Genomic DNA, 25,915 nt, shown 5'->3' with positions numbered 1-25,915 from the left:
GCTGCATCTCTAAGAATTACGTAACTGTAATATTGAGCTAATTCTTGAAATTTGCACGCCCAATATTCTCGTACTCCTTGAATTCATACTGAGTGGAAAGAGAAAAGGTTAAGACCTATTCTTTTGGTGTTGCATAAATACCAAAATTCTTGCAATAAACCCAAAGTATTCAGGGAGAGTTATCCTGTGCTCTCAAAGGGTTGCAGCGCAGCAAATTTGGAAGAATACAAAGAATAGTCGCGAGCGCCGCAAGGCTGCAGCGCTCAAGCGGGGGCGCTAGCAGCGCGGGGCAGCAGCACGGGCAAGTCTGTCATTAATGGCTTCCCCCAACCCGGCGTGCGGGATCGGCATAACGGCGATGCGCCCGTTTTCACCCAGATCCGCTTGCCGTAACGCCGTAAACAGACGAGCGGCCGCCTCTGTTAGGTCTTTTGAGTCGCTCAGCGGCACAAGTTTGGCAGCCTTGTCCGCACCGTCAGGCAGGTCCGTACCGAACGTGATCAGCGCTTCGCCTTCATCGACGTGTTCTGCATTCAGACGAATGTGGGAGTTGGGGGCATAATGGGAGGTCATCATGCCCGGCGCCATTGGCGCACTGTCATCCGTTCCGGCCCGTACCAACTTCTCGCCAAGTACCGCTTCAATGTCTTCACGAGCGACGCCGCCCGGACGCAGGAGTGTCGCGCGCTCACCTGAAAGAGACACAATCGTTGATTCAAGCCCCACGGGGGTCGCTCCGGAATCGATGATGTACGACAAGTGATCTTTTAGATCGTTGATAACATCTTCCGCAGTGGTTCCGCTGATCCGGCCCGAAAGGTTCGCTGAAGGAGCCGCCAGTGGGCGTCTAATACTCTTGCACAGCGCCCGCATCACAGCTGAGCGTGGCACCCGCAGAGCAATGGTCTCAAGGCCCGCCACAGTCAGGTCGGAAACAGGGCTGGTCGGTAGCTTTGGCAACACAAGGGTCAGTGGTCCCGGCCAGAACGCCTTAGCCAGTTTGAGAGCCCTATCATCGAAAAAAGCGTGCGTTTGTGCCGCTTCCAGGCTGTCGATATGCGAGATGAGCGGGTTGAAGCTTGGTCGACCCTTCGCCGCATAGATACCAGCACAGGCCTGTCCATTGGTTGCATCAGCAGCCAGTCCATAAACCGTCTCGGTAGGGATCGCGACGAGCTTTCCGTCGCTCAGCGCACCGCAAATATCCTTGAAAATTTGCGTGTCTTCCAACTGAGTGTGAGATGGGTCCAGGCGCCAGATCTTCATACCTTTTCTTTCTTACTTATACGAATGTAGGGGGCCATCTGCCTTTAAGAGATGCTTGACGTATAGGTTAATCACAGTACTGTCCCAAACAGGAAAAATTCTGTAGCGGACTTTTGATGGGCAAATCCCAATTCGTCAAGTCGCTAGAGCGTGGTCCTGAAAATTGCCCGCCAGTTTTCAGATAATGGCTACGTGGAAATACATCTCTGATGCGGTCTGTCAGCTCGATCCGGGAGGCAAACGACGTCAGAGGGGAGGAAAGATAAAATGTATCGTGCACCACTAAGTGAAATCATGTTCACGCTGAAAGAAGTAGCTGGCCTGAAGCAGCTGCAGGAGCAACTGGGACAGGAAGAGCTTTCTGACGATCTGATTGAAGCTATTCTGGGGGAAGCTGCCAAGTTCGCTGAGGAAGAGATCGCACCTCTCAACAGGGTTGGAGACGAAAATCCAGCGCAGTTGATTGACGGAAGCGTCAAAACCTCTCCGGGCTGGAAAGAAGTCTACACCCGTTGGCGCGAAGGTGGCTGGAACGCGTTGACCGGCGATCCGGAGTTTGGCGGTCAGGGCTTGCCAAACCTGCTACATACCGCAGTTTTCGAGATGTGGAACGCTGGAAGCATGGCGTTCACCTTGTGTCCGACTCTGACCATTGGCGCCGTTGAAGCTATTGAAAAGCACGGCGCTCCAGAGCTTAAAGCGAAATACCTCGAAAAACTCATCAGTGGTGAGTGGACAGGTACGATGAACCTGACCGAACCGCAGGCTGGTTCTGACCTCAACGCTCTTCGCGCAAAAGCAGAGCCCGTGGGCGATGGGTCCTACAAAATCTCTGGCCAGAAGATCTTCATTACCTATGGCGATCACGACATGACGGACAACCTTGTCCATCTGGTGCTGGCACGCCTGCCAGATGCACCAGCAGGTACACGGGGCATTTCGCTGTTCGCGGTTCCAAAGTATTTCGTCAACGACGATGGCAGCCTTGGTGACAAGAATGACGTCACTGTCGCAGGCGTTGAGCACAAGCTTGGCATCCACGGTTCTCCAACTTGTACCTTGTCCTTTGGCGACAACGGTGGCGCCATCGGTTGGCTCATTGGCGAAGAGAACAAAGGCCTCGCGTGCATGTTCACCATGATGAACAACGCGCGCCTCGCTGTTGGGGTTCAGGGGCTTGGCATCTCAGAGCGTGCATTTCAGGAGGCACTGGCGTACTCACTGGATCGCAAGCAGGGCCGCGGTGTTGGATCAAAGACCGATGGCATGGATCCAATTGCGGTTCATCCAGACATCAAGCGCACGCTGCTTTCCATGAAGTCGCAAACACAGGTTGCCCGCGCCATCTGCTATGCCTGTGCACATGCCTTGGATATGGCAAAGATCTCAACAGACGCTGATCAGAAGAAATTCTGGGCAGAGCGCGCTGGTTTGCTGACACCAATTGCGAAGGCACTTTCCACGGATATCGGTGTTGATGTCGCCTCTCTTGGTATCCAGATCCACGGTGGCATGGGTTTCATTGAAGAAACCGGTGCGGCACAGCATCTGCGTGACGCCCGCATCGCTCCGATCTATGAAGGCACCAACGGCATTCAGTCCATCGATCTGGTAATGCGCAAGCTGCCTATGTCCGGTGGCGGTCAGGTCCGCAGCCTGATCACAGAGATTAAGGAAATTGCCGCAAGCGTGAATGCCGACAACACCGGTGAGCTGGGTGATCTGGGCACCAAGCTGGATGCAGCTGTTGCTGATTTGGAAACCGCCACCGAATGGCTGCTCGCCGCACAGGCAGACGGCAAAGTCTCGGAAGCTCTTGCAGGCGCAACCCCATATCTACGTCTGGCTGGCATCACACTGGGCGCAGGGCTCTTGGCAAAGGGTGCTCTGGCATCCAAGAGTGCACCTGAAGCCCTGAAGAAGCCGCGTTACCTGATGGCACGCAGCTTTGCAGAAACCGTTTTGGGTGAAAGCGCTCCATTAAAAGACGACGTTACCCGCGCAGCTGAAACAATCTTGGCATTTGATGCAGCGGAACTTGCCTAACTAAATGCGCAAGTAACCCCTATTAGAAATACGCAAAATGGTGAGGCTCATAGGCCTCACCCAACCAGTTGGGAAGGGACACATGATCAGCATTGAACGGGACGGGGCAGTCCAGATCATCCGCATGGACCGCGTTGAAAAGAAGAACGCGCTGACACAGGCCATGTACATGGGCTTGGCAGAAGCACTCCAGACAGAAGATGAGAGCATCCGCTGCAATGTGGTGCTTGGTCATCCAGGGGTGTTTACAGCAGGCAACGACATCGCAGATTTCCTGCAGGCCGCAATGTCCAAGGACGGTCTGGAGGCAGGTGCTGTCGGCAAATTCCTCGGCGCGCTGCATCAGCCAACAAAGCCGGTAATTGCAGGTGTTGATGGCCCGGCAATCGGCGTGGGTGTGACCATGCTCTTCCATTTTGAGATGGTGTTCGCCACGGAAAATGCGCTCTTCAAAACGCCATTCACCGATCTTGGTATCATCCCGGAAGCCGGGTCCACCATGATTGGCCCGGAGATAATGGGCTACCACAAAGCCTTTGAACTGCTGGCACTGGGTGAGCCATATACCGCGCAGATGGCAAAGGAAGCAGGCTTTGTAAATCACGTGGTCGCTCCTGAAGAGCTGGAAGCACGTACGCTTGAAATGGCACACAAGGTTGCATCCAAGCCTCAAAACGCACTGCGCATCTCCAGAGAGCTGATGCGCGGCAAGCGGGAAGAGCTTGATAAGCGCATCTACGAGGAAATTGGTCTCTTTGGTCAGCTACTCAAGTCTGATGAAGCGCGCGAAGCCTTCATGAAGTTCATGAGCAAAGCATAACTATTTCGAAGGCGGTGCCAGACGCCGCCTCACATTTCAGGAATTTGGAGGAAACATGGGTACTCTGAAGGGTAAAACGCTGTTCATTTCCGGCGCATCTCGCGGAATTGGCCTCGCCATTGGTAAGCGCGCAGCACAGGACGGCGCCAACGTTGTTATTGCAGCAAAGACCGGCGAACCGCATCCAAAGCTGGAAGGTACAATCTACACAGCAGCCAAGGAAATCGAGGATGCTGGCGGTCAGGCACTCCCGATCGTTGTTGATGTGCGCAGCGAAGAGAGCGTTGATAACGCTATGAAAGCTGCTGCGGAAAAGTTTGGCGGTATCGACATCCTCGTCAACAACGCAAGCGCGATCAACCTGACACCGGTTCAACAGATCGACATGAAGCGTTTTGATCTGATGCACCAGATCAACACCCGTGGCACGTTGCTGTGCTCCAAGCTGGCAATTCCATATCTGAAGCAGTCAGAGAACCCGCATATCCTCATGCTCTCTCCGCCGCTGGATATGCAGGAAAAATGGTTCAAGAACCATACCCCGTATTCCATAGCAAAATACGGCATGAGCCTTGTGGTTCTGGGACTGGCAGGCGAGTTGCGCTCCAAAAAGATTGGTGTGAATGCCCTGTGGCCACGCACCACAATCGCGACTGCTGCGGTTCAGAACTTGCTCGGCGGTGACATGATGGTTCAGGCCAGCCGTACACCGGACATTCTGGCCGATGCTGCACACTTGATCTTCACCAAGCCTGCTACGGACACCACCGGCAACTTCTTCATCGACGATACGCTGCTTGCAGAAAACGGCATGATTGACTTCGATAAGTACCGGGTGAACCCGAAGGTTGACCTGCAGCTCGACTTCTTTGTTCCGGACGACAGTGTCGCACCAGCAAGTCTGGCAGCGCTGGAAGCTGAAGGATAAGAACTTCCGCCTGAACGTCAGGATAAGCAAAATAAAAGGCGGGGTAACCCGCCTTTTTCATTGAGCCGATCAATGCAGTGAGCCCCGCCTCTTAGGTGCAAGGATCATTCGAATTCGGGACCACGCGCCGTGTAAGGCTTCACTTCTTTCCAGGACTTCATTAGGTTCGTAAGCTCTTCATCGCTCTGCTCTGGCAGAACAATCTCAAGACTCACAAGAAGATCACCGTGGTCACCTTCCTTCTTCGGAAGACCCTTGCCCTTCAGGCGCATGGTCTTGCCGCTGCTGGTATTCTCAGGGATCGTCAGGTTTACGGCGCCGCTCAGCGTTGGGATGCGAACCTTGCCGCCAAGCACCGCTTCATAAAGGGTGAGGGGAACCTCTACACGAATATCCGCACCGTCCACCTTAAAGAGCTTGTGAGGGGTGATGCGTACTTCCACAAGTGCATCCCCGGCCTGCCCGCTCTTAGCAGAAGCAAACCCTTGCCCTTTGAGGCGGATCTTGTCGCCGCTCTGTGTGCCAGCCGGAATTTTCACATTCACGGTCTTGCCGCTTGGTAGCTTCACCTGAACCTTGCCGTGATTGGTAAGATCTTCAAGCGTAACGCGCGCAATTAGATTGGCATCTGCGCCCTTGGTTGGACCGGCATGAAATTGCGCTCCACCGCCCGCACTGCGACGCTTGCCGCCACCAAAGCCACCTAGAATGTCGTTGAGGATATCGTCGAAGCCACCCGCGTCCTGCGGGCCGCCGGGACCACCACCTTGCTCAAAACGAAAGCCGCCACGACGTCCCGCATTGCGGAAACCCGAGAAGCCTTCAAAGCCAGCACCGCCACCGCCAGGGCCGCCGTAGAACTTGGGCTTGCCTTCCGCGTCTATCTCGCCGCGATCAAACTGCCCGCGTTTATCTTTGTCGCCCAAAATCTCATAGGCTTGGTTCGCTTCGGAAAAGCGCTCCTTAGCCTTTGGATTATCTGCATTCTGGTCCGGGTGGTATTCTTTGGCCAGTTTGCGGAATGCTTTCTTGATCTCTGCCTCACTGGCATTTTTGGTAACACCAAGAACAGAATAGGGATCTCTCATTGTCATCCATCAAATAGAATTTGGGGCAGTTTACAACTCACCCATTACATAACCGTGCAACGGACGGCGCGCAAGCAGCCCTTGCCGAACTTAGCTAATCATACGTGAGTATTTCAGTGGTTTTAGCGTGTTGGACGACAACGCTTTTGCGAAGCTTGTGCTGCTGCGACTTATTCAGGCCTTGCAGCGTCAGTCCTTAGCGGAGCAAGTCGAACAATTCTCATTTTCTGATTGTTGTCCGGGCAGCTGCGTCCCTGATAGGCTGTGATCCCGCCAACAGTATTGGCACTGGTAACGAAATCCGTGCACCCTGCAGTGCTGCCGGATCTGTCAATGGACATGAGAGCCGTGATCGTCCCACTGTTGCCGCTGACCGGGTTTCTCCACGCCATCGGCGCAAACCCACCCTGACCCGCATTCAAAGCTTCCTCAATGGTATCTGTAATAGCTGTGCGGTCGGTGCGGTCGATTTGGTTATCTGCGACGTTTTGCGCAGGACCAACCCCCTCTGTCAGGTTGAGAGGCTCTTGAGACTCACCCTGATTAACAGATATGGACATCTGAGTGCAGGCAGAAAAGGCCAGCAAGAGCACAGCCGGAACAAAACATGACTGGCCTAAACGGGTTATCTTGCTATACAAAACTGCCATATTACTACTAGAGCCTCAGGTTGAATCCGTTATCGAACGAATTCTGGTTCATCCACACTAAGAAGGCCCAAAAGGGACTATTAACTATGAATGGTGACATCCAAAATCTGGAAGAAAAGTTTACAAATAGTTACTCTGAAAGCGTAGAGGTTCCTTTTCAACTATTCGGCGAATGGTTCACGCTCGCAGAAAATAGCGAGCCCAATGACCCCAATGCCATGTCAGTTGCCACTGTAGACGAAAATGGCATGCCAAATGTACGGATGTTACTCCTAAAAGATTACAGTCCACAGGGTTTTGTGTTTTATACGAACTTCGAAAGTACTAAAGGAAGAGAAATTCTTGCTCATCCGAAAGTTGCTCTATGCTTCCACTGGAAAAGCTTGCGTAGGCAGGTGCGAATACGTGGAAATATTGTTCGTGTAACTGACGATCAGGCAGACGAATACTACAACTCCCGCCCGAGAAAAAGCCGCATCGGGGCCTGGGCATCCAAGCAGTCCCGTCCGCTAGAAAGCCGTTTTGCGCTCGAAAAGGAAGTTGCCAAATACGCAGCCAAGTACGCGGTCGGCGAAATCCCCCGTCCTGAGTATTGGAGCGGATGCATTTTGCAACCGCTGGAAATCGAATTCTGGCACGACCGCGCCTTCCGTTTGCACGACCGGTTCGTCTTCAAAAGAGACAGCGTGGATGCCAAGTGGGACAAGGTGCGCCTGTACCCTTGATGCAGGCTCAGTTACCTGTTCGCGTTACTGCGTCCAAGTCTGATAGACGGTGAGGGACCGGGCAGGGCAACACAGACAAAAGATAAGGCGGCTCGCAAACCTGCGGGTCGCCTTCTTTTGATTGAGGACCAAATGCTCGTATAGACCATCTAGTCGGCGTGCGGCTGGGTCGGAAATAGACGCAGCCCCGCGTTGAAGCAGTCATCTGTGTGACCGGAATGCGCAATCAGGCACTTTGGTTTGCGAAGGCCAAGCCGGTTTTTTTTAAGAATAGCCCGGACGTCCTGACTTGCAGTCCCTGACGCATCAATCAGTAGGAAGTGGATATTCTTCCTGAACCTTAGGCTGGGATGCCTTTTTTTGTTTGCCACCGCAGCAGTTTGCAGCATTGACAGCCTGAATACCGACTGGACGATACAGTTTGTCCAGATCAGGTTTCGCGTTTTTCTTTTCTTGCTCAGTCGTTCCGAAGGCCATTATGGTCCGTCCCCTTGGGACAAGTTGTGTTGCAGACATTGCGATAATTACCCGAAGTAAGTCCCCGGATAACCCTATTTAAGCGTCAGCTTATATGTAGAAGTGATACTTAATTCGGGCATGATTATGTTAGCGCGAAAAAATGAAGAAATGCCATTCTAATTTGGAAGGGTAATTTGCTAATAAACTCAGTAATTTGAATGTATGAGACATAACGTTAACTATCTGCCAAAACATCGCTCAGGAAATTTTCTTTATTATACAAAAGGATAGGATTTTGCTATGCGAGAGGCGACGGCGTAAGGCGACCGACCCATTAATGTATCACGGTATTTTAGGTGACATTTGGCCGCAATTTTTGTGCCTGAGGACCTATCAAAAAACTGTGTATTTGTTGCGCTAGTAATGTCCGGGCTAGGAGAATGGCTTCGATCACAATGATTTGTGCTCGCGCTTGCTTGTAGAACTGCGTATATTGAGCCGGTTGAAAAACACCTTATGTATTCGGGCAAACCCCGAGGACGGTCTCTCGCATATGCCGTCACTTGCGCTGAAGGACAATAATAATGAACGTGCGCGCCGTACTATTTGACCGCGATGGAACCCTGATTGATCTCCATAAGACATGGGGCGCAGTGCTCCAGCATGTTCTGTTGGATCTGGCAGGCGGGGATGAGATGGTGGCCATCGAGTTGGGTGCCCTCGTTCTCTTTGATTATAAACGCTGCGCGTGCGAGCCCGGCAGCCCGATTATGACCAGTCCGCCAAGCGGCTACTCAGAGCCGTGGGCAACCCATCTGGGCGTTGACTATAATAGCGCCTTCCTAGAACGCATCGAAAGCCTCCTGTTGGCTCGCGCGACGCAGTGCGTTTCCGTCTTTGAGGACACCACGTCCTCCATCAAGGCACTGGCTGATGCAGGTGTGCCGATCGGTCTGGCGACCAATGGAACCGAAGCAAGCGCAATTGCCCAGCTCAAGCACCTCGGTATCTTCGACTACTTCACCTTCGTCGTTGGCTATGACAGTGGTCACGGCGAGAAGCCGGATCCGGGCCAGCTGTTCGGATTTGCGCAGCACACCGGCATTGAGCCGCACGACATTGCCATGGTGGGAGACAGCCTGCACGACATGCACGCCGCAAAGAACGCAGGTATGCTGCGTGTTGCCGTCACCACTGGTGCACAAACAGCTGAAGAGCTGCAAGACCACTGCGATCATCTTCTCGACAGCCTGACAGAGCTCGTAAACCTTATGGGTCTCTCGCCCGCAGGTGAGGGTGCTGCAGCCTGATCATGTAGTCTGAGAGCGGCGGATCATTCGCCGCATTCACCCCACCTCAAAGCCAGGAATTGAAATTCTAGGGCATTCAACCCTCGGTAATTCTGAACTGCTATAATCTGCTATCGCAAAGTCATGAGCTGTATCCTTCACAGGGAACGGCTAAGCTAAACACTGAGCTGCAGATTGAAGAGAGTGGGATAGAATGACCCTGCAACTGCCCTTAAGACATTCTCGCACTGCCATGCGCGGTCGTCGCATCGGCGCAATTGCAATTCCATTCGTGCTCCTCTCAGTTGCAGGCCATTATCTGGAGCTCTACAGCACAGAAGTCCTAATCCTGCTGTTGGTCCTTGGGTTCTTCATGGGCGCGGCAGCCATAGTGACAGCAAGCATCGCGGTGGTCGACCTATGGAACGAGGGCGGCAAAGGCTTCACCGACTGCTTCTTTGGCACCCTCTACGGCTCCATCGTTCTGGCGCCTTTGTTCCTGGCGGCTTTGGGCCTTTACCTGTTCCCACCACTCAGTGATGTCTCGACGGATTTGGAAGAACCACCGGGGCTCATTGCGGGAGATCGCGATGACCAACCAATCGGGCCGGACAAGCAGCTGATGCAAAAGGCAAGCTATCCGGATATCGTCCCACGCCGTTTCCGCCTTCCTCCGCGCGAGTTGCACTATGCTGTTGCCAGTGTGGTCTCCAACCTGGGATGGGAGGTCCTGTACGAGCTGCAAGCAAGTGCTCCCGACGAGCCGAGCTATTTGCTTCTGGAAGCGCGCATGCCTTACTTCTCGCTGAAAGATGATGTGGTCATCCGCATTCAGCCGGACAGGGTGGGGTCGCTTTTGGACATCCGTTCCGCCTCTCGTTTTGGCAGCCATGATTTTGGAACCAACGCACGCCGGATTAGAGGCTTTCTGACAAGTTTGGATCAGGTGCTGCTGCGCAACTACGGCACCACAGCGCACGTTGATGCGCCTGAGCCGGTTCGCTATGACGGAAGTGCACTCTCCAGAGCTCGCCTGCCTGAGACCATACCGCCGCTGGAAGTATCGCTGACCGATCAAGCCTCTATCTCATATACCTTGAGAAAACGCGGGTCTGTTCCAATCCCACCAAAGAAGCCGGCGCAGTAAATCAATACCACAGCCTCACCCGCATTGTGGTTGGCTCTGCGTTGAAGACGCGGGAAAAGAGGCCCTGAAATGACATAACCAGCGCCGGGGGAGCGCTGGTCATGAAAGCTTGTGTGAGCAATGAGTACCGCATGAAGGCTATCGCGAAACTCGATGAGTTCTTAGGCCGGGGGAGCCGTCGAACTCAGTAAAACTAATATGACTCACTTTATAGCATACGTGTGTGATTATTGTCACTCTTTCATAAAAAAATACGCCCAGTAACGGGCGTATTTTGGACAATGTAAAATATCACATGAAAATCAAACGTTTGCTTGAACCCGAAGGTCTGCAAAAACATCTTCCAGCCGTTTGATTGCCTCTTCAACAGTCGATCTTGGGCAGGCAATATTGAACCGCAGGAACGTTTCGCCACCTTTTCCAAACGTCTTGCCAAGGTTGACTGCAATCTTCGCCTGCTTCTGGATTCGCCGTACGATCTCGTCAAACGGCAGGTCGACATCCTTAAAATCAACCCACTGCAGATACGTGCTCGCCATGCGCATCACCTTGGCTCCCGGAATGGCAGCCTCCAGTCCCTCAATCAGCAGCTCCTGATTGCCACCAAGATACTCGCAAAGCTCGGCCAGCCATTCCTCGCCGTGATTGTAGGCCTCCATGGTCGCCTTTGACCCCAGCGGCGTTGAATCCACACTGCACGCCGTACTGACCTTTCTGTACTGGTCACGCAGCTCCTTGTTGCTGATGATGCACGCGGCTGTCGCAAACCCTGCCAGATTGAAGGTCTTGGAAGCAGAGGTGAACGTTACAGTGCGCTCCGCAATAGCGTCCGACAAGGTTGCCGTCACCACATGCTTGGAACCGTCCAGAATAAGGTCGTGGTGGATTTCGTCAGAGATGATCAGGATGTTGTGCTTGAGGCAGAATTCGCAGATGCGTGTCAGCTCTTCTTTGGTCCACACGCGCCCACCCGGGTTATGCGGGCTGCACAGAAGTAGGATCTTGGTGCGCTCGTCAATCTGGTCCTCCAGATTGTCAAAGTCCATATAATAGGCGCCATCACGTTCAATTAGCGGGCTCTCAACAAGGCGGCGGTTGTTGTTGCGTATTGCGCGGCCAAACGCATGGTAGACCGGAGAGAACACCAGCACCCCATCGCCTTCCTCGGAGAACGCCTGAATAGCCAGCGAGTACCCGGCCACAACGCCCGGAACCGTGGTGATCCATTCAGGGGACACATCAAACTGGTGGCGACGCTTCATCCAGGAAACAACGGCATCCTTATAAGGCGCATCATTGCCGTAATAGCCGTGAATGCCGTGTTCGGCAGCCCGCGCAACCATGTCATTCACCGCTTGCGGAGGGCGGAAATCCATATCTGCAACCCACATCGGTAAGCCGTCGTCAGGACTGATGCCATAGCGACTTTCCATCTCATCCCATTTCAGAGAATGAGTGTTTCTGCGATCGATCTTCTGGTCAAAAATACTGGTCATTACGTCTCGAAGTGTTGGAGAGGCGGATGTCTCTGTTGTGTCCTGAGCGTGTGTTAGCTGAACTAGGCCAACTCACGCAACGTGAATTTTGCGGAAAGTGTAACCTTACCATTGCACATGACAACCCCTTGCGCGATCAGGTCATCCAGTTGTGCAAGAACATTGAGCGCCGCTGCGCCATGGAGCTTGGGGTCCACATCCGTGTAAATGGCTTTCACCATGGTCATGACGTCATCATCGCCCGCCCGTAAGCGCGCAACAATGGCATCGGAGCGCATCTGCCGATGCTGCTTCAGCTGGGCAAGAAAGACCTTGGGGTTGTTCACCTCGCCGCCATGAGAAGGAAAGTACCGCGTCTCGCTACGCGCCATCAGCTTGTCCAGCGACTTCATGTAGGCGTTCATGGAACCATCGGGAGGCGCCACAATCGTCGTGGACCACGCCATCACATGGTCGCCGGGCAGCATCACTCCTTGCTCGGGAAGGGCAAATGCAAGGTGATTCTCCGTGTGCCCCGGGGTCGCAACCACCTCGATCACCAGTCCATCAACAGAGATTTGCGCGCCGTCCACGAGCTCTTCGTCGGGCACAAAGTCCTTCTGTGAGCTGGCATCCATAGGTGTTTCGTCCATGTTGGCAAAGGAGGCCGCACGTCGGTGAGGACCGCAGCCCATGATCGGCGCACCGGTCTTTTCCTTCAAAGGGCCAGCAAGCGGGGAGTGGTCCACGTGGGTATGGCTTACAAGAATGGCCTTCACGGGCCGGCCATCGATGGCCGTTATCAACGCGTCCAGATGCTCCAGATCCATAGGACCCGGATCAATCACAACCACCTCGTCTTGGCCCACCAGAAACGTGTTAGTGCCTGCAAACGTTAGGGCACCGGGATTATTGCAGGTCACGCGCGACAGCTTCTCGGTGATCTTTACAAGCTTTCCGTGCCGTGCCTCAAATTCTCGATTAAAATCCATCTTGCTCATCTCAGGTCCCTCCCATTGCGCATATAAATAAGCCTTTGGCAAATAAGAGGCAATGGCAACTGGGCCGGATTATTGGTCAACTTTCTGCGCAAGCCATCCGTCCGTTTGCAATGGATCCGAACGAGCTGATTTCCGAAATCTTCATTTTTTTATTGCAATTAAGAATGAGTTGCAACTAGACTATCTGAAGAAACTGGATGTCCGCCAAAAGATGATGGTATCCATATATAAAGAGCTCAGGGCGAAGATAGGGCCAGTGGTCAGACCGGCCCCGATTGGAGAACTGCGAAAGATGATTCACCGCAAGGTTGGCTCATATCGTATTGGAAAGTTGGATTTATGCGCGACTTAAAGGCAATTATATTTGCAGTGATAACAATGATTTTCGCAGGCTTTGCCCTCGTGCCCACAGCGCTTGCCAAAACCCCGATTAACACAGTTGCCACGGTCGGCATGGTCGCCGATGCGGTGCGCGCGGTTGGCGGTGATAATGTCACCGTTGAAGCGCTCATGGGAACCGGCATCGATCCGCACTCCTACCGCCAGACCCGCTCTGACGTTGTAAAGCTGGGTCGAGCAGATGCGATTTTTGCAAATGGCTTGTTTCTGGAAGCGCAGATGGAAGATCTGCTGCTGAAGTTGCAAGAGCGCAAACCCGTCTTCTTTGTCGGGGAATCCATCGATTCCGCGAAACTGGAAGGCTCAACCGCCTATTCAGGCCGCTATGACCCACACGTCTGGATGAGCCCAACCCTATGGAAAGGCGCAGTGGATGGCGTGACTGAAGCTCTCGTGTCCATTGATCCAGAAAATGAGCAGGAGTACCGCGATAACGCCGCCGCTTACGAGCTAGAGATGGAAAAACTGGCGGAGTATGGCGACACGGTTCTGCAAACCGTTCCGCAGGAGCACCGTGTATTGGTAACCGCGCACGATGCATTCACCTATCTGGGACGTGATTTTGATCTGGAGGTTGTTGGCATTCAGGGAATCTCGACCAACTCTGAAGCGGGCCTCCAACGCATCGAAACGCTGGTTGACCTTCTCGTGGACAGAAAAGTCACAGCCGTCTTCGTAGAATCGTCAGTATCAGAGCGCAATGTGCGTGCGCTGGTTGAAGGTGCAGCGGCCAAAGGTCACAAAGTAGAGGTCGGCGGCGAGCTCTTCTCAGATGCGATGGGTCAGTCCGATACCTATGAAGGTACGTATATAGGTATGATCGACCATAACATGACGTCAATCGCGCGTGCGCTGGGCGGAGATGCCCCCGCGCAGGGCATGCAAGGCAAACTTGGAGCAGGTCACTAAGATGCACGATAGAAGCCCCTCTGGTCTGCACCTGTTGCACGACACCGATGCCACAAAGAGCGTAAGCCCTGCCGATCTGCCCTTCACCGTGCAGGGCATGACGGTCGCCTACCACCATAAACCCGTGCTCTGGGGCGTGTCCTACTCCGCCCCGAAAGGTTGCCTCACAGCCATAATCGGGCCCAATGGGGCAGGCAAATCCACCTTCCTGAAAGCGGCTCTTGGTCTGATCCCCAAACTTTCTGGCGAAACCAGAATCTTTGGCGACCCGATCGAAAAGGGGCTTAAACGCATCGCCTATGTGCCGCAGCGCTCGGCAGTCGACTGGGACTTCCCTGCGACCGCAATTGATGTCGTACTGATGGGCCTTTATGGCCAGATCGGATGGTTTCGCTGGCCATCACGCAAACATCGCCAAACCGCGCTGGACTGCCTGAAATCCGTTGGCATGCAGGATTTTGCTAACCGGCAGATCGGCCAGCTTTCCGGCGGCCAGCAGCAGCGCGTGTTCCTTGCAAGAGCACTGGCGCAAAATGCGGAAGTCTATCTTATGGACGAGCCGTTCGCTGGTGTGGATGCGGCAACGGAAAAGGCCATCGTGACGGTGCTTCGCCAACTGGTGGCCGAGGGTCGGACCGTTCTTGTGGTCCACCATGACCTTGAAACGGTGCGTGACTATTACTCCCACATCTTGCTGCTCAACGGTCAGCATGTGGCAGATGGTCCAGTCGAAACCACCTTTACCTCTGAGAACCTGCAAAAAGCCTATGGCGGACGCCTCGCCAGCACACAGCTGGATGGCCTCTCTCAGGCCTCAGGCGCGTAAGGCTAACTCATGGAACAGTTCTTTGCCGCCCTTACTCTGTCCGCAGGCTACAACACCGCACTGGTCTGCATCGGTGCAGCCCTTCTGGGCGCGGCCAGCGGCGCAATCGGCGTTTTTGTTCTCTTGCGAAAACGAACACTGATCTCGGACGCCGTCAGTCACGCAACCCTTCCCGGTGTCGCCCTCGCATTTATCATTGCGCAGATTTACTTTGATGCTGGCCGCTCTTTGCCTGTTCTCCTGTTCGGTGCGGCCCTGTCCGCTGGCATTGGTGTTCTGGCGGTCGATTGGATCAAAGCCCACACCCGCCTGACAGAAGATGCTGCCATTGGCACGGTGTTATCGACGTTCTTTGCAGTCGGGATGGTGTTGTTGACCGTCATTCAGTCCTTGTCTTTGACCGGACAGGCGGGGCTGGAAGGCTTCCTGCTTGGCGCGACCTCCGGTATGCTCAGGTCTGAAGCGCTGACCATCGCCGTGGCCGCAGCTCTTGTCGGCTTCGCTGTGGTGCTGCGCATGAAAGAGTTCTCCCTGTTGTGCTTCGACGAGGCTTTTGCCGCCGCCAGCGGGTACAATGTACGTTGGCTGGACCGCACACTGCTCCTGCTTCTGCTTGGCATCGTGGTGATTGGCCTGAAAACTGTCGGTCTTGTTCTTATTATCGCTTTGGCGATTATCCCGCCTGTGGCCGCCCGTTTCTGGACAGATCGCGTACCCGTACTGGTCGCAATCGCAGCAGGAATCGGGGCTTCGGGAAGTTATATCGGAGCTGCTCTGTCAGCCAGCGCCCCGAACATGCCTACAGGCGGTTTGATTGTGCTGGTGCTCTTCGGCTTCTTCGTGGTTTCCCTGCTTATATCACCGGTTCGGGGCATTCTGGCCGCAGCGCTCAAGCACTACCGCTTCCAACGCATCGTCCACCTGCGACAAGGCCTGCTTGCCATTGCGCACGAAGAGCCCGTTCTGGAACCGCTCACCCGCTCTATCCTACGGCGCGGTGGTTTCATGAGCGGCGACGGCCAGCCCACTGTGAAAGGTCAGTCAGAAGCACGTCTTATCGAGCGCGACCAGAAACTATGGAACCTCTACCGCGAAATGCATCCTGAAGAGTCTCACGCACTGACAGACTGGTCTTTAAAGCCAATTGGTGAAGTCCTTCCGGCAGATACCGTCAAAGTACTGGAGCAAGAACTCTGTCCGCAATTTGCGCGCACGGATGAAACGGGCAACGGAGGAACAAACTGATGGATATCTTCCTGCAATTTGACCTCCCCAGCATTCTGCTTGGCTCACTGGCAGCTCTTGCCTGCGGCTTGCTCGGCAACTTCCTTGTTCTGCGCAAACAAGCGCTAATGGGCGATGCAATCTCCCATGTGGTTCTGCCCGGTATTGTGCTTGGCTTCCTGTTCTCCCACAGCACTGGCTCCTGGGCGATGATGCTCGGGGCAGGGGCCGCCGCTATCTTTGCTGTACTGCTGATTGAGTTGATCCGCCGCGTCGGCAATGTGGAGCCCGGTGCTGCGATGGGCGTGGTCTTCACCACCATGTTTGCCGCAGGTGTTGTCATTCTGGAACGCACCGGCACCGCTGGCGTCCACTTGGATGTGGAACACGCCCTTTACGGCAATCTGGAAAGTGCCATCTGGCTGGATGCTTACTCCCTTTCCGACCTGTGGAACTGGCAGGCTCTTTCCACCCTGCCGGAAAGCATACAGCAGCTGTTTGTGGTTAACCTGCTGATCATCGCGTTCATCGTGCTGTTCTTTAAAGAACTGAAAATCTCCAGCTTTGACCCGCTGCTCTCCGCAAGCCTTGGCTTCTCTCCAAAGTGGCTTGGTCTGGCACTCATTGTGATGGTTGCCGTAGCTGCGGTTGCTGCCTTCAGTGCAGTTGGCTCAATCCTTGTGATTGCCATGTTCATCTGCCCCGCTGCCACTGCCCGTATGCTGACCGACAACCTTAAGGTCCAGCTCGTCCTGTCCGGCATCGCCTCTCTGTCAGCGGGCCTGTTTGGCTACCTTTTGGCAGCGTTCGGCCCCGGCCTGCTGGGCTATGAATTCTCCGTCTCGGCTGCGGGTATGATTGCTGTGGTTGCCGGTCTGCAGCAGCTGCTGGCCATGCTGTTTGCCCCCCATTACGGCGTGATCATGCGGCGGCGACGGCAAAAGAAACATGCTGTCGCTTGAGGCGGAGTAAACGTTTGTTATTGCAAGGGAGTACCAGAAAAGGTGCTCCCTTTTTGCGTCTTCAATCAAATAATATATTGAAATTACTTAAAATTATTTGTTTTAATTAGAGAAGTTAAAATCTAATATTGCGCAGCTCGCTAAGAATGAGCTACGCTTTATAGGTTAACAAATATAACTTGTCATGGCGCTGTCACAGGCTGCGGTTAACCGCTCTGGTGATGGTACCGGAGTAGTACCGAATCTCTTTGCTGCAAGTCGGTTACTATCTAAGTATTCTTAGTCTCTTGAGGGCCCGTTAATGTCTATTACACGTCGTTCAGTACTTAAAGGCACCGCTGCTGCCTCTGCCGCAGCCGTTGCTGCTCCTGCAATCTTGAAAGCTTCCGATGCACTCGCATCGTCAGGTCAGGTGAATGTATTCGCGTGGGGCGATTACATTCAGGAAAACATGATCACCAAGTTTGAAGGTGACACCGGTATCAAGATCAACCTGTCCACCTTCGGCTCCAATGATGAAGCAGAGCAGAAGCTCAAAGCTGCTGGCGGCAAAGGCTTCGACGTTATCTTCCCGTCCATCACCAATGGCACCAACTACTACGGTGAAGACCTGCTGGCGCCACTGGATGAGAGCCGCCTCAATGTGAGCGCGATTGTTCCATCCATGATGCGCGACAGTGTAAGACTGGGCGGCACCTACCGCGGCCGCCGCATGCTGCTGCCATTCGACTGGGGCACAGAGGCAATCACCTTCGACAGCTCCGTATTCCCACTGGCAGATGACGAGGTATCCTACGGCTCGCTCTGGACACCGGACGCAGTTGGCAAGGCCACCTTCCGCCAAAAATCTGGCATGATCGGTGTGGGCCTGTATTTGGAAACCACTGGCGCCCTTCAGGCCAACCGCATGCTCGATGTTTATAAGTCAGAAGAAGATGCGCACCGCATCTGGGGCCAGATTGCCAACTTCATCATTGAGCACAAGCAAAACATCGCTGCGTTCTGGAACAACGGCACCGAAGCCACCAACGCCTTCAAACAGGCCGGTGCGAGCGTCGGCCAGTCCTGGGATACAACCGGTCTTCTGCTCAGCCGTGAAGATCCAAAGTGGAAATACCGCATGCCAAAAGAAGGCGGCATGACCTGGATGGATTCCATTGGTATTCCAAGCGGTGCGGAAAACACTCAGCAGGCCTACGCGTTCATCAATGCCATGCTTGATCCGCAAATGGCAGGTATGTTCAGCGCAAACACCGGCTACAACTCGGCGGTTGTCGGGGCTGCAAACCATGCGGGCGAAACCTACAAGAACCAGTTCCTCGAAATCTATAACGACGATACTCTTGCCAATCTGTGGTGGTACCCCGCTGATACGCCGTGGTTTGCTACGCTGCGTCAGGAATACGTTGAACGGATCACCAACGCCTAAGTGCGGTGGCAGCAAAGCGCGGCACATGCCGCGCTTTGCATTTCAGCTCGCGAAGCTCTCTCAAAAAATAAAAAACTGCTTTGCTGAGCAGGAGTTGCGCTCCTAAAAAGGCAACGGGCATCTGGAAACCAACGACGGTCCAGCCCCTGAATATTGAAATCAGAACAATAGGCATTTCATGCGTGGCAATGATGTAATCCTCGAAAACCTCTCCATGAGTTTTGGCGACTTTGTCGCTGTGCGGCCCACTGACCTCAAGATCAACGCTGGTGAGTTTTTCTCTATCCTCGGTCCATCCGGCTGCGGAAAAACAACCATCTTGCGCATGATCTCGGGGTTCCTCAATCCCACCCACGGACGCGTGGTCATTGGTGATAAGGACATGTCCGGCATTCGTGCCAACGCCAGACCAACCGCGCTGATCTTCCAGAACCTTGCGCTGTTCCCGCTTATGAGCGTGCGCGACAACATCGCCTTCGGTCTGGAAGCGCGCGGCATCTCCAAAAAAGTCCGCCATCAGAAGGCCGAGGAGCTTCTGGATCTGGTCGCACTGGACGGGCAGGGTGATAAACTGCCGACAGCCTTATCAGGCGGACAGCGCCAACGCGTCGCCATCGCCCGCGCCCTTGCAGTTGAGCCCTCCGTGCTCCTGCTGGATGAACCACTTTCCGCGCTCGATTTGAAGCTGCGCCAGCACATGCGCGCCGAGCTGAAAGACCTGCAGCGCAAAACCGGCGTCACCTTCATCTACATCACCCACGATCAGGGCGAAGCGCTGACCATGTCTGATCGTGTGGCCGTCATGAACAAGGGCGTGGTGGAACAGGTCGCCACCTCCGATGAGATCTACGCTCATCCCAAAACACCGTTTGTAGCGAGCTTTGTTGGCGAGCAGAACATCTTCAAAGGCAAGGTCGTTGGCAAAGAAAACGGCTACGCCATTTTGGAGACATCTCAGGGCAAACTGTTCGGCCAGAACGCACACGGCCTGAACGAGGGGGAGGAGGCGATCCTCTTTGTCCGTCCTGAACGCATGTCCCTTGAAGAAAAGCAGGGCCAGCAAAACGGTCTGTCCGCAGTTCTGGAACGCCGCGATATGGAAGGCCCCTTTGTAAATCTGCACATGCGGGCAGGGGACCAGTCCATCGCCATCCACGTAACTAATGTGGAGCAGACCCATCAACCATTGGGCGCCGACCAGAAACTCTGGTTTGCCGCGCAAGACGCTGTTGTGATGCGTCCGGGAGAGCTGGCCAGTGAATAGTCTGATCAAGAGCTATGGAAAGGGCCTGACCTCCATCTTTTTGGGCCTGACCGCAATCTGGATTGTTGTGCTGATTGTATTGCCTCAGCTGTCCATGATCGACCGTGCCTTCACCTTTGAAGACAGAGGCGGCGCAGCTGCAACATTGGCGGTGGAGATCGATCGCGCCTATGAGCAAGTATTCCAGATCAACATAAGACTGGATGAACTGCAGGCAGAAAAAGACGATCTGATCGCGGGCACATCTTCAGCAGGCCAGCAGGACGGGGCGTCCTCGCTCAATCCGTTCGCTGCACCCACACCAGCACCTTCTGGCGGCTCCTCTGGCCTCAATCCGTTCGCCGAACCTGCACCAGCACCATCTGGCGGCTCTTCAGACCTTAACCCGTTTGCTGCGTCACCCGCCCCGCAGGCCAATGACAGATCTGACCTCAACCCGTTTGGAGCTCCCTCCGCAGGAAGCGCAAACACAGTAAGCCGCACCCTTGCGGAAATCGAGGCTGAAGAAACCCCTCTGTTGTCAGAAAAGGGCGAACTGGAAGAACGGATCGCCACGCTGGAAGCTGAAGAACAGGCCACTTCAGACACGGTCGGAGTAGATAAGTCCTACTCGCTCAAGAACTTCACCATGATGAGTTCTGTGCACCTTCAGGTCTTCCTTGCCACCATCGGCTACGCGCTCTGCGTCACTATTCTGGCGTTTGCGTTGTGTTATCCGGTGGCCTACGCGGTCGCAACCACCACCAACGGCAACAAAGTCGCGATCCTTATGCTGGGTCTGTTGATCCCCTATGCAATCAACGAGCTGCTCAGAATTTTCTCATGGATCATGATCCTGGAAAAACAGGGGATCTTGAACGGTTTCCTTGATTTGCTCGGCATCATCAATATGGAAGCTGGCGAAGGATTCCGCTTCGTGGCCTCCAACGGCGCGGTGTTCACGGTGATGGTCTACGCCTACGTGCTCTTCATGGTCTTCCCGATCTACAACACCATTGATACGCTGGATAAAAACCAGATCGAAGCGGCGAAGGATCTGGGTGCATCCACCTGGCGTATTCACTGGCGCGTGGTTCTCCCGCACGCCAAGCCCGGCATCGCCGTGGGTGCCATCATGACCTTCATGCTTTCCGCAGGTTCCATCGCGGTGCCAAGCACCGTGGGGCGTGGCCTGCACCCCGACTGGTTCTCTCAGGTGATCTATCGCCGCTTCTTTGAGGCGGATAACTGGAACCAGGGCGCAGCCTACTCACTGGCCCTTCTGGTGGCCTGTATCATCTTTATTATGTTCAATATGTGGGTCTTCCGCGTCGGTATTCGGGACATCGCCAAATGACAGCAACACTCGCAAACCACACCGAGACTGCACAGAGAAAATCTCCCATCGATTGGGCCGCTGCGATCCTCAATGGCTATCTGCTGATTTTCTTCGCCTATATGTTCCTGCCAATGATCTTTATGGTGGTGGCCGCGTTCAACGCATCGCCAACGCCTTCGGTTATCGACTGGCAGGGCTTCACGCTGGAATGGTTCCGCGCTTTGCCGCAGGATCAGCGTTTTATTGATGGGTTAATTCACTCTCTCATTATTGCGCTGGGCGTCATTGTCATCTCAATCCCGCTTGGGCTGGCCGGTGCCTTGCTGCTCACACGCTTGCAGTCTCAGGCCACCACGTTCCTGTATACCGTGCTTGTTTCCCCCATGCTCACACCGGGCATCGTGCTGGGTGCAACCACACTCATCTTTTGGCGCGATGCCTTTGGCGTAGAGGGCGGGCTGCTGACCGCAACCATCGCCCAGTCAAGCTTCATCGCGTCCTATTGCATGCTCATGTTCATGGCACGCTTGCAGCGTCAGGATATTGTACAGGAAGAAGCTGCGCTCGATCTGGGTGCCTCATCCTTCCTCGTGTTCCGCCGGATCACCCTACCATTCCTCATGCCAACCATTCTCACAGCGGCTGCAATCGCTTTCTTGCAGTCCATTGAGAACTACAACACCACCTTCTTTGCCATTGGTCCAAGCTGGACCCTTGTCACAGAAATTGGCTCCCGCATGCGCTTTGGCATTTCCCCTGTCATCAATGTCATCGGTGTTCTCTTTGTAGCAATTACCATAATTGCTGCTACAGTCTACGTGATGGCAAGCCGCAGGAAAGGGCGCGCGTGATTGTATTAGGGGGATGCGATGACATCAGGTGAAACAGGCGTTTTGGAGCAATTTTCATTATGCAAGGCGGAGATTGTGCTGCCTGCATCCGCCCAAAGCGCCTATGCCTTCTTTCTTGAGAGTATCGATGTTTGGTGGCCTGCAGAATACAGGTTCTCCTCCGAAGGTGTGCTCGGCATTGAGCCGCTGATTGGCGGCTCATGCTTTGAAGACGTGGAAGACGGAAGGCGCCTGCAATGGGGCACCATTCAGGAGCTGGAGGAGGGCGCCAAAATCGTCCTCGCCTGGCAAATCTCACCCAAACGCCTGCTCATCGAAGATCCGCGAAAAGCTGGAATCGTCACCCTCCAGTTTTCAGATACTGAGCATGGGGCACAGCTCCAGCTGGTGCACAGCCACTTTGAGCGATATGGAGAGGGGTGGCGCGAATACCTGCGCGCCATGAACTCCAGCGCAGGCTGGACCTATTGTCTGAGCGCACTGAAAACCGCTATTGGAAAATTCTAGGGGACCCCATGAAACTCAAGTTTCGCTGCCTTCCGGAGCTGCACGGGCACATCCCGGAGCCAGTAGAAGCCAAAGCCGCGCTTCCCGACTGGCTGAAGGATGTTCCTTCAACCGTCCAGAGCGAGCTACTCGGCAACGAGCAGGTGCGTACGCTCAAGCACTGTCCACCAATCATCGACGGCTTCTCTACGGGCATTCTCTTCAGGCTGCCGTGTGATGTGACCATGAAAGACGGCGAGCTGTCATGGGACTGGCCCAAACCCGTCTCGCCCAAAGCGCAGCAGACCAGATCACCCATCGGCCTGCACGTGCCGGAACAGGCAACCGGCGCCCCATTGGGCACCCGTCCGGGAGATTTCATCATTAAGCTCAACAATTTCTGGAGTATTGAGGCCCCCGAAGGCGTTTCCCTGCTGTTTACCCATCCGCTAAACCGCGAGGAATTGCCATTCAGAACGCTCTCTGGTGTAGTTGACTGTGACCGCTTTAAAGGCGGGTTTGTGCACTTCCCAGCGCTCTGGAAGGATGCGAAGTTCGAAGGCACGCTGAAAGCCGGAACACCTATCGCGCAAGGCTTCCCGTTCAAGCGCGAGGCATTGCAGTTGGACTGTGCGCCCATGGATGAAGCAGAGTTCGAAACTTATCTGGACACACAAAACAAACTGCAGGCAGAACCCGGCCACTACCGCAAATCCGTCCGCGCTAAGCGATCCGTAGACGCCTGAGGCGCGGGGCCATAGCCGCTGTCAGGCCGGAGAGGCGCTCTTAAGGCAAAATAGCCTTTGAGCTGAGTGGCACACGGCCATGGGAGCTCTGACTCATAATCTTCAGCAGTTCAGGCCGTACCGCCGGGTTGTTGGCAAACAGCCGACGCAGCATGCTGATGCCTTGTTCATCGCCCATCATCTGCATGGCTTCAGCTGCACCAAGAATGTTCTCTGCATCATTCTCCATTCCAGCCCGTTTCTGGAAGGCTTGCAGGGCAAGCTCCGGAACCTCCATGTGCAGCGCAATGCGGGCAAGGTTCAGCAGTCCGTCACTGTCATCCGGATAGGCGGCTGTAAACTCGGCAAAATCATTGAGTGCGGCGTTAAAGTTCTCAAGATCAAGATGGGCAGCAGCCCGTTCAAACATCGCTCCCTTATGATGAGGCGCAAGTTCAAGCGTCCTCGCAAAATCCTCAAGGGCCTGCGCATTGTTGCCGGAGCGGCGCCGGACAAGGCCAAGATTGTACCACAGGCTCGGGTTGGTCTGGTCGCCGTCCAGCAACAGCAAAATGCGCCTCTCCGCCTCGGGCCAGTTCTCCTGCGAAATCGCAGTCTCCAGTTTCTCCAGAGTATTGTCCATCTCTCACCCTTCGTTACGCACCGCAACCGCTGGTCCCATGTCCTGCTCCAAGGTCCAATTGCCCGAACTATTTAAAGGAGCACGCCTTCCAAATACAACTGCTAAAGGTAAGTGAGACAGTACACCTGACTGTCAGGGATTGGTAACACCTGATCTGAACAAGAAGAAGACTTGCGGTTCCATTATTTTTTCTAAGCTGCTCTTCGGCTTGATTTCGTGAACCTGCTAAAGATATAACCCCAACAACCCTGCGGATATATCTGCGCGGCTTGACATTACTTGCTGATTTGGCCAGACCTCCCTAATGCCTGGTTTCGCTACGTCTTCAAGGACTTCCCATTTGGGGAAACTGACGAATTGACGAACCTCCGTCGCGAGAATGTCATGCTGGCCTTGTTTAACTATTGGTCAGTCTTGAGTGAAAAAGCAATATAAGCGCAAAGCGGCGTTTAGAGAGTGGCATGTATGTCCGTGGATACTGACAAGGAAGAAAAGCAGATCGGTCAGGAACCTTTGAGGCTGGGTCTCAACAGGCAAGCGATCTATCGCAAAACCGTGGACGTGCGCTGGATCCTTCTGGCTGCCGCGGGCATCTTCGCAGTCTTCACCTTTGCCTTTCAGGTACCGCTATGGGCGTCGTTTTTTGCTTACGCGCTTATCTTTGTGCTGGTCATCGGCGGCGGCGTCAAAAGCCGCACCAAGGTCAAGGCCCCCAGCGGAGTCAGCCGCAGGGAAGCCAGTCAGATCGTTGATCGTGGCATGAAGTCCGCCGTCAACGCTCTGCCGGACCCGTGCTTCGTGGTGGACTACCGCGGCACAACCCAATACGTGAACCTCGCAGCACAACGCCGCTTCGGCACCATTGCCGTGGGTGATCCGCTCTCCTTCCGCATCCGCGCACCATCCTTGCTGGAAGCACTGGACCGCGTCTCTAATGGCGGCTCAACAGAAGTCATCGACTGGACCGAGAAAGTGCCCATGGAGCTCTGGCTGGAAGCGCACATCGCGCCGCTGCGCTCCATCTCCAACGCCAACCTCGCCGTTCCGCGTGGCCGTCCGGGCCTGATCCTCGTCGTCATCCGCGACCTGACCGAGGCGCGTCGTCTGGAGCGCATGCGTGCCGACTTCGTCGCCAACGCCTCCCACGAGCTACGCACGCCACTGGCATCCCTGACCGGGTTCATCGAAACCTTGCAAGGGCCAGCCAAGAACGATCCCAAGGCGCAGGACCAGTTCCTTGACATCATGTTGCATCAGGCCGAGCGCATGCGCCGCCTTATTGACGACCTGCTGTCCTTGTCTCGCATCGAGATGAAAGTCCACGTCCAGCCTGAGGCCCTCGTGGATCTGGGAGAGATCATGCATCACTCCGTGGAAACGCTGCTGCCGGTAGCAAAAGAATCCGGCGTTAAGATCAATCTGTCTCTTCCCGACGAACCCGTCGAGATTCGCGGTGAGAACGATGAGCTGGTGCAGGTCTTCAGCAATCTGGTGGAAAACGCCTTGAAATACGGCTCCAGTGGTGGCCGGGTCGATGTGACCTGCCGTCCCGACACTGAGTCCACCGAGACACCTCAATGGATCGCTGAGGTCCGCGACTACGGACCCGGCATCGATCCGGAACACCTGCCGCGGTTGACCGAGCGTTTCTATAGGGTTGACGTTGTCACCTCTCGCCAGATGAAGGGCACCGGCCTAGGTCTGGCCATCGTCAAACACATTCTGACTCGCCACCGCGCCCGCCTCGAAATTGAGAGCAAACCCAATGAAGGCGCTTGTTTCCGCGTGTTCATACCCGGTGCCGTCATTTATGACGAAAACGACATCGATTAAAATAAACAAATAAATTCAAATACTTGCAATGTCATAAAACTGATACGTAACGTTCATATAACCATCACAGCCAAACGCTAGGTTACAGCCATCGCACAGCAGGGGCGCCGTGTGATGAACGTTATCAATCAGTTTTTTTAAACCAGGACTCC

24 protein-coding genes are annotated in these 25,915 nt (G+C 54.5%); 17 read left to right on the top strand and 7 right to left on the bottom strand.

Features of this window, described 5'->3' with window-relative positions:
* Positions 1-276 precede the first annotated feature (276 nt).
* Complete coding sequence (locus IE076_RS03355; protein WP_189435318.1) at positions 277-1,266, bottom strand: L-threonylcarbamoyladenylate synthase; 990 nt, start codon at positions 1,264-1,266, stop codon at positions 277-279.
* 267 nt (positions 1,267-1,533) lie between these two features.
* Between IE076_RS03355 and IE076_RS03350 the strand changes: the two genes are divergently transcribed.
* The 3 genes from IE076_RS03350 to IE076_RS03340 all read left to right on the top strand — a co-directional run bounded on the left by IE076_RS03350 (position 1,534) and on the right by IE076_RS03340 (position 5,060).
* Positions 1,534-3,312: an acyl-CoA dehydrogenase family protein gene (locus IE076_RS03350; protein ID WP_189435317.1), complete on the top strand. Its 1,779-nt coding sequence runs from the start codon at positions 1,534-1,536 to the stop codon at positions 3,310-3,312.
* Positions 3,313-3,394: 82 nt separating this feature from the next.
* Positions 3,395-4,132 carry a crotonase/enoyl-CoA hydratase family protein gene (locus IE076_RS03345; RefSeq protein ID WP_189435316.1) on the top strand — a complete coding sequence of 246 codons (738 nt, stop codon included), beginning with the start codon at positions 3,395-3,397 and terminating at the stop codon, positions 4,130-4,132.
* Between the two features lie 55 nt (positions 4,133-4,187).
* Positions 4,188-5,060, top strand: coding sequence for an SDR family oxidoreductase (locus tag IE076_RS03340; RefSeq protein ID WP_189435315.1), 873 nt, complete (start codon positions 4,188-4,190; stop codon positions 5,058-5,060).
* A 104-nt stretch (positions 5,061-5,164) separates the two neighbouring features.
* Here the strand turns inward: IE076_RS03340 and IE076_RS03335 are convergent, their stop codons facing one another.
* Complete coding sequence (locus tag IE076_RS03335; RefSeq protein WP_189435314.1) at positions 5,165-6,148, bottom strand: DnaJ C-terminal domain-containing protein; 984 nt, start codon at positions 6,146-6,148, stop codon at positions 5,165-5,167.
* Between the two features lie 170 nt (positions 6,149-6,318).
* Complete coding sequence (locus IE076_RS03330) at positions 6,319-6,708, bottom strand: RT0821/Lpp0805 family surface protein (protein WP_209008787.1); 390 nt, start codon at positions 6,706-6,708, stop codon at positions 6,319-6,321.
* Between the two features lie 188 nt (positions 6,709-6,896).
* Here IE076_RS03330 and pdxH point away from each other — a divergent pair, with 188 nt between their 5' ends.
* The gene (gene pdxH, locus IE076_RS03325; RefSeq protein ID WP_371871466.1) at positions 6,897-7,523 is read left to right on the top strand and encodes a pyridoxamine 5'-phosphate oxidase; all 627 of its coding nucleotides are present in this window, start codon (positions 6,897-6,899) and stop codon (positions 7,521-7,523) included.
* A gap of 306 nt (positions 7,524-7,829) precedes the next feature.
* On the opposite strand, the gene IE076_RS03320 is transcribed toward pdxH, so the two are convergent.
* Complete coding sequence (locus IE076_RS03320; RefSeq protein ID WP_189435312.1) at positions 7,830-8,000, bottom strand: hypothetical protein; 171 nt, start codon at positions 7,998-8,000, stop codon at positions 7,830-7,832.
* 566 nt (positions 8,001-8,566) lie between these two features.
* On the opposite strand from IE076_RS03320, the gene IE076_RS03315 reads away from it, so the two are divergent.
* Both IE076_RS03315 and IE076_RS03310 read left to right on the top strand, forming a co-directional pair.
* Positions 8,567-9,292 carry an HAD family hydrolase gene (locus tag IE076_RS03315; protein WP_189435311.1) on the top strand — a complete coding sequence of 242 codons (726 nt, stop codon included), beginning with the start codon at positions 8,567-8,569 and terminating at the stop codon, positions 9,290-9,292.
* Positions 9,293-9,485: 193 nt separating this feature from the next.
* Complete coding sequence (locus IE076_RS03310; RefSeq protein ID WP_189435310.1) at positions 9,486-10,418, top strand: DUF1499 domain-containing protein; 933 nt, start codon at positions 9,486-9,488, stop codon at positions 10,416-10,418.
* A 302-nt stretch (positions 10,419-10,720) separates the two neighbouring features.
* On the opposite strand, the gene IE076_RS03305 is transcribed toward IE076_RS03310, so the two are convergent.
* Together IE076_RS03305 and IE076_RS03300 are read right to left on the bottom strand one after the other, a co-directional pair.
* Positions 10,721-11,914: a MalY/PatB family protein gene (locus IE076_RS03305; protein WP_189435309.1), complete on the bottom strand. Its 1,194-nt coding sequence runs from the start codon at positions 11,912-11,914 to the stop codon at positions 10,721-10,723.
* A 62-nt stretch (positions 11,915-11,976) separates the two neighbouring features.
* Positions 11,977-12,894 (bottom strand): MBL fold metallo-hydrolase, encoded by a 918-nt coding sequence (locus IE076_RS03300; protein WP_189435308.1) that lies wholly within the window; start codon positions 12,892-12,894, stop codon positions 11,977-11,979.
* Positions 12,895-13,233: 339 nt separating this feature from the next.
* On the opposite strand from IE076_RS03300, the gene IE076_RS03295 reads away from it, so the two are divergent.
* From IE076_RS03295 to IE076_RS03250, 10 genes are all read left to right on the top strand, one after another.
* Positions 13,234-14,202: a metal ABC transporter solute-binding protein, Zn/Mn family gene (locus IE076_RS03295; protein ID WP_189435307.1), complete on the top strand. Its 969-nt coding sequence runs from the start codon at positions 13,234-13,236 to the stop codon at positions 14,200-14,202.
* Position 14,203: 1 nt separating this feature from the next.
* Positions 14,204-15,028, top strand: a complete 825-nt coding sequence (locus IE076_RS03290) for a metal ABC transporter ATP-binding protein (RefSeq protein ID WP_280514285.1) — start codon at positions 14,204-14,206, stop codon at positions 15,026-15,028.
* 9 nt (positions 15,029-15,037) lie between these two features.
* Positions 15,038-16,273: a metal ABC transporter permease gene (locus IE076_RS03285; RefSeq protein ID WP_189435306.1), complete on the top strand. Its 1,236-nt coding sequence runs from the start codon at positions 15,038-15,040 to the stop codon at positions 16,271-16,273.
* The gene (locus IE076_RS03280) at positions 16,273-17,214 is read left to right on the top strand and encodes a metal ABC transporter permease (RefSeq protein ID WP_189435305.1); all 942 of its coding nucleotides are present in this window, start codon (positions 16,273-16,275) and stop codon (positions 17,212-17,214) included. The genes IE076_RS03285 and IE076_RS03280 overlap by 1 nt, the downstream gene beginning before the upstream one ends.
* Positions 17,215-17,515: 301 nt before the next feature.
* A complete protein-coding gene (locus tag IE076_RS03275) occupies positions 17,516-18,643 on the top strand; it encodes an extracellular solute-binding protein (RefSeq protein WP_189435304.1) in 1,128 nt (375 codons plus the stop codon).
* Between the two features lie 178 nt (positions 18,644-18,821).
* The gene (locus IE076_RS03270) at positions 18,822-19,907 is read left to right on the top strand and encodes an ABC transporter ATP-binding protein (protein ID WP_189435303.1); all 1,086 of its coding nucleotides are present in this window, start codon (positions 18,822-18,824) and stop codon (positions 19,905-19,907) included.
* Positions 19,900-21,243, top strand: coding sequence for an ABC transporter permease (locus IE076_RS03265; protein WP_209008785.1), 1,344 nt, complete (start codon positions 19,900-19,902; stop codon positions 21,241-21,243). The genes IE076_RS03270 and IE076_RS03265 overlap by 8 nt, the downstream gene beginning before the upstream one ends.
* Positions 21,240-22,076 (top strand): ABC transporter permease, encoded by an 837-nt coding sequence (locus tag IE076_RS03260; RefSeq protein WP_189435302.1) that lies wholly within the window; start codon positions 21,240-21,242, stop codon positions 22,074-22,076. The genes IE076_RS03265 and IE076_RS03260 overlap by 4 nt, the downstream gene beginning before the upstream one ends.
* A gap of 18 nt (positions 22,077-22,094) precedes the next feature.
* A complete protein-coding gene (locus tag IE076_RS03255) occupies positions 22,095-22,583 on the top strand; it encodes an SRPBCC family protein (RefSeq protein WP_189435301.1) in 489 nt (162 codons plus the stop codon).
* An 8-nt stretch (positions 22,584-22,591) separates the two neighbouring features.
* On the top strand, positions 22,592-23,308 hold the full coding sequence (locus IE076_RS03250) for a hypothetical protein (RefSeq protein WP_189435300.1): 717 nt from the start codon (positions 22,592-22,594) through the stop codon (positions 23,306-23,308).
* Positions 23,309-23,348: 40 nt separating this feature from the next.
* Here the strand turns inward: IE076_RS03250 and IE076_RS03245 are convergent, their stop codons facing one another.
* Positions 23,349-23,930 (bottom strand): tetratricopeptide repeat protein, encoded by a 582-nt coding sequence (locus IE076_RS03245; protein WP_189435298.1) that lies wholly within the window; start codon positions 23,928-23,930, stop codon positions 23,349-23,351.
* Between the two features lie 465 nt (positions 23,931-24,395).
* On the opposite strand from IE076_RS03245, the gene IE076_RS03240 reads away from it, so the two are divergent.
* Positions 24,396-25,763, top strand: coding sequence for an ATP-binding protein (locus IE076_RS03240; RefSeq protein WP_189435296.1), 1,368 nt, complete (start codon positions 24,396-24,398; stop codon positions 25,761-25,763).
* Positions 25,764-25,915: the final 152 nt, after the last annotated feature.

The organism is Pseudovibrio japonicus (genome assembly GCF_014651595.1).
GTDB classification, from domain to species: Bacteria; Pseudomonadota; Alphaproteobacteria; order Rhizobiales; family Stappiaceae; genus Pseudovibrio; species Pseudovibrio japonicus.
This window is presented reverse-complemented; position numbering and strand designations above follow the sequence as displayed.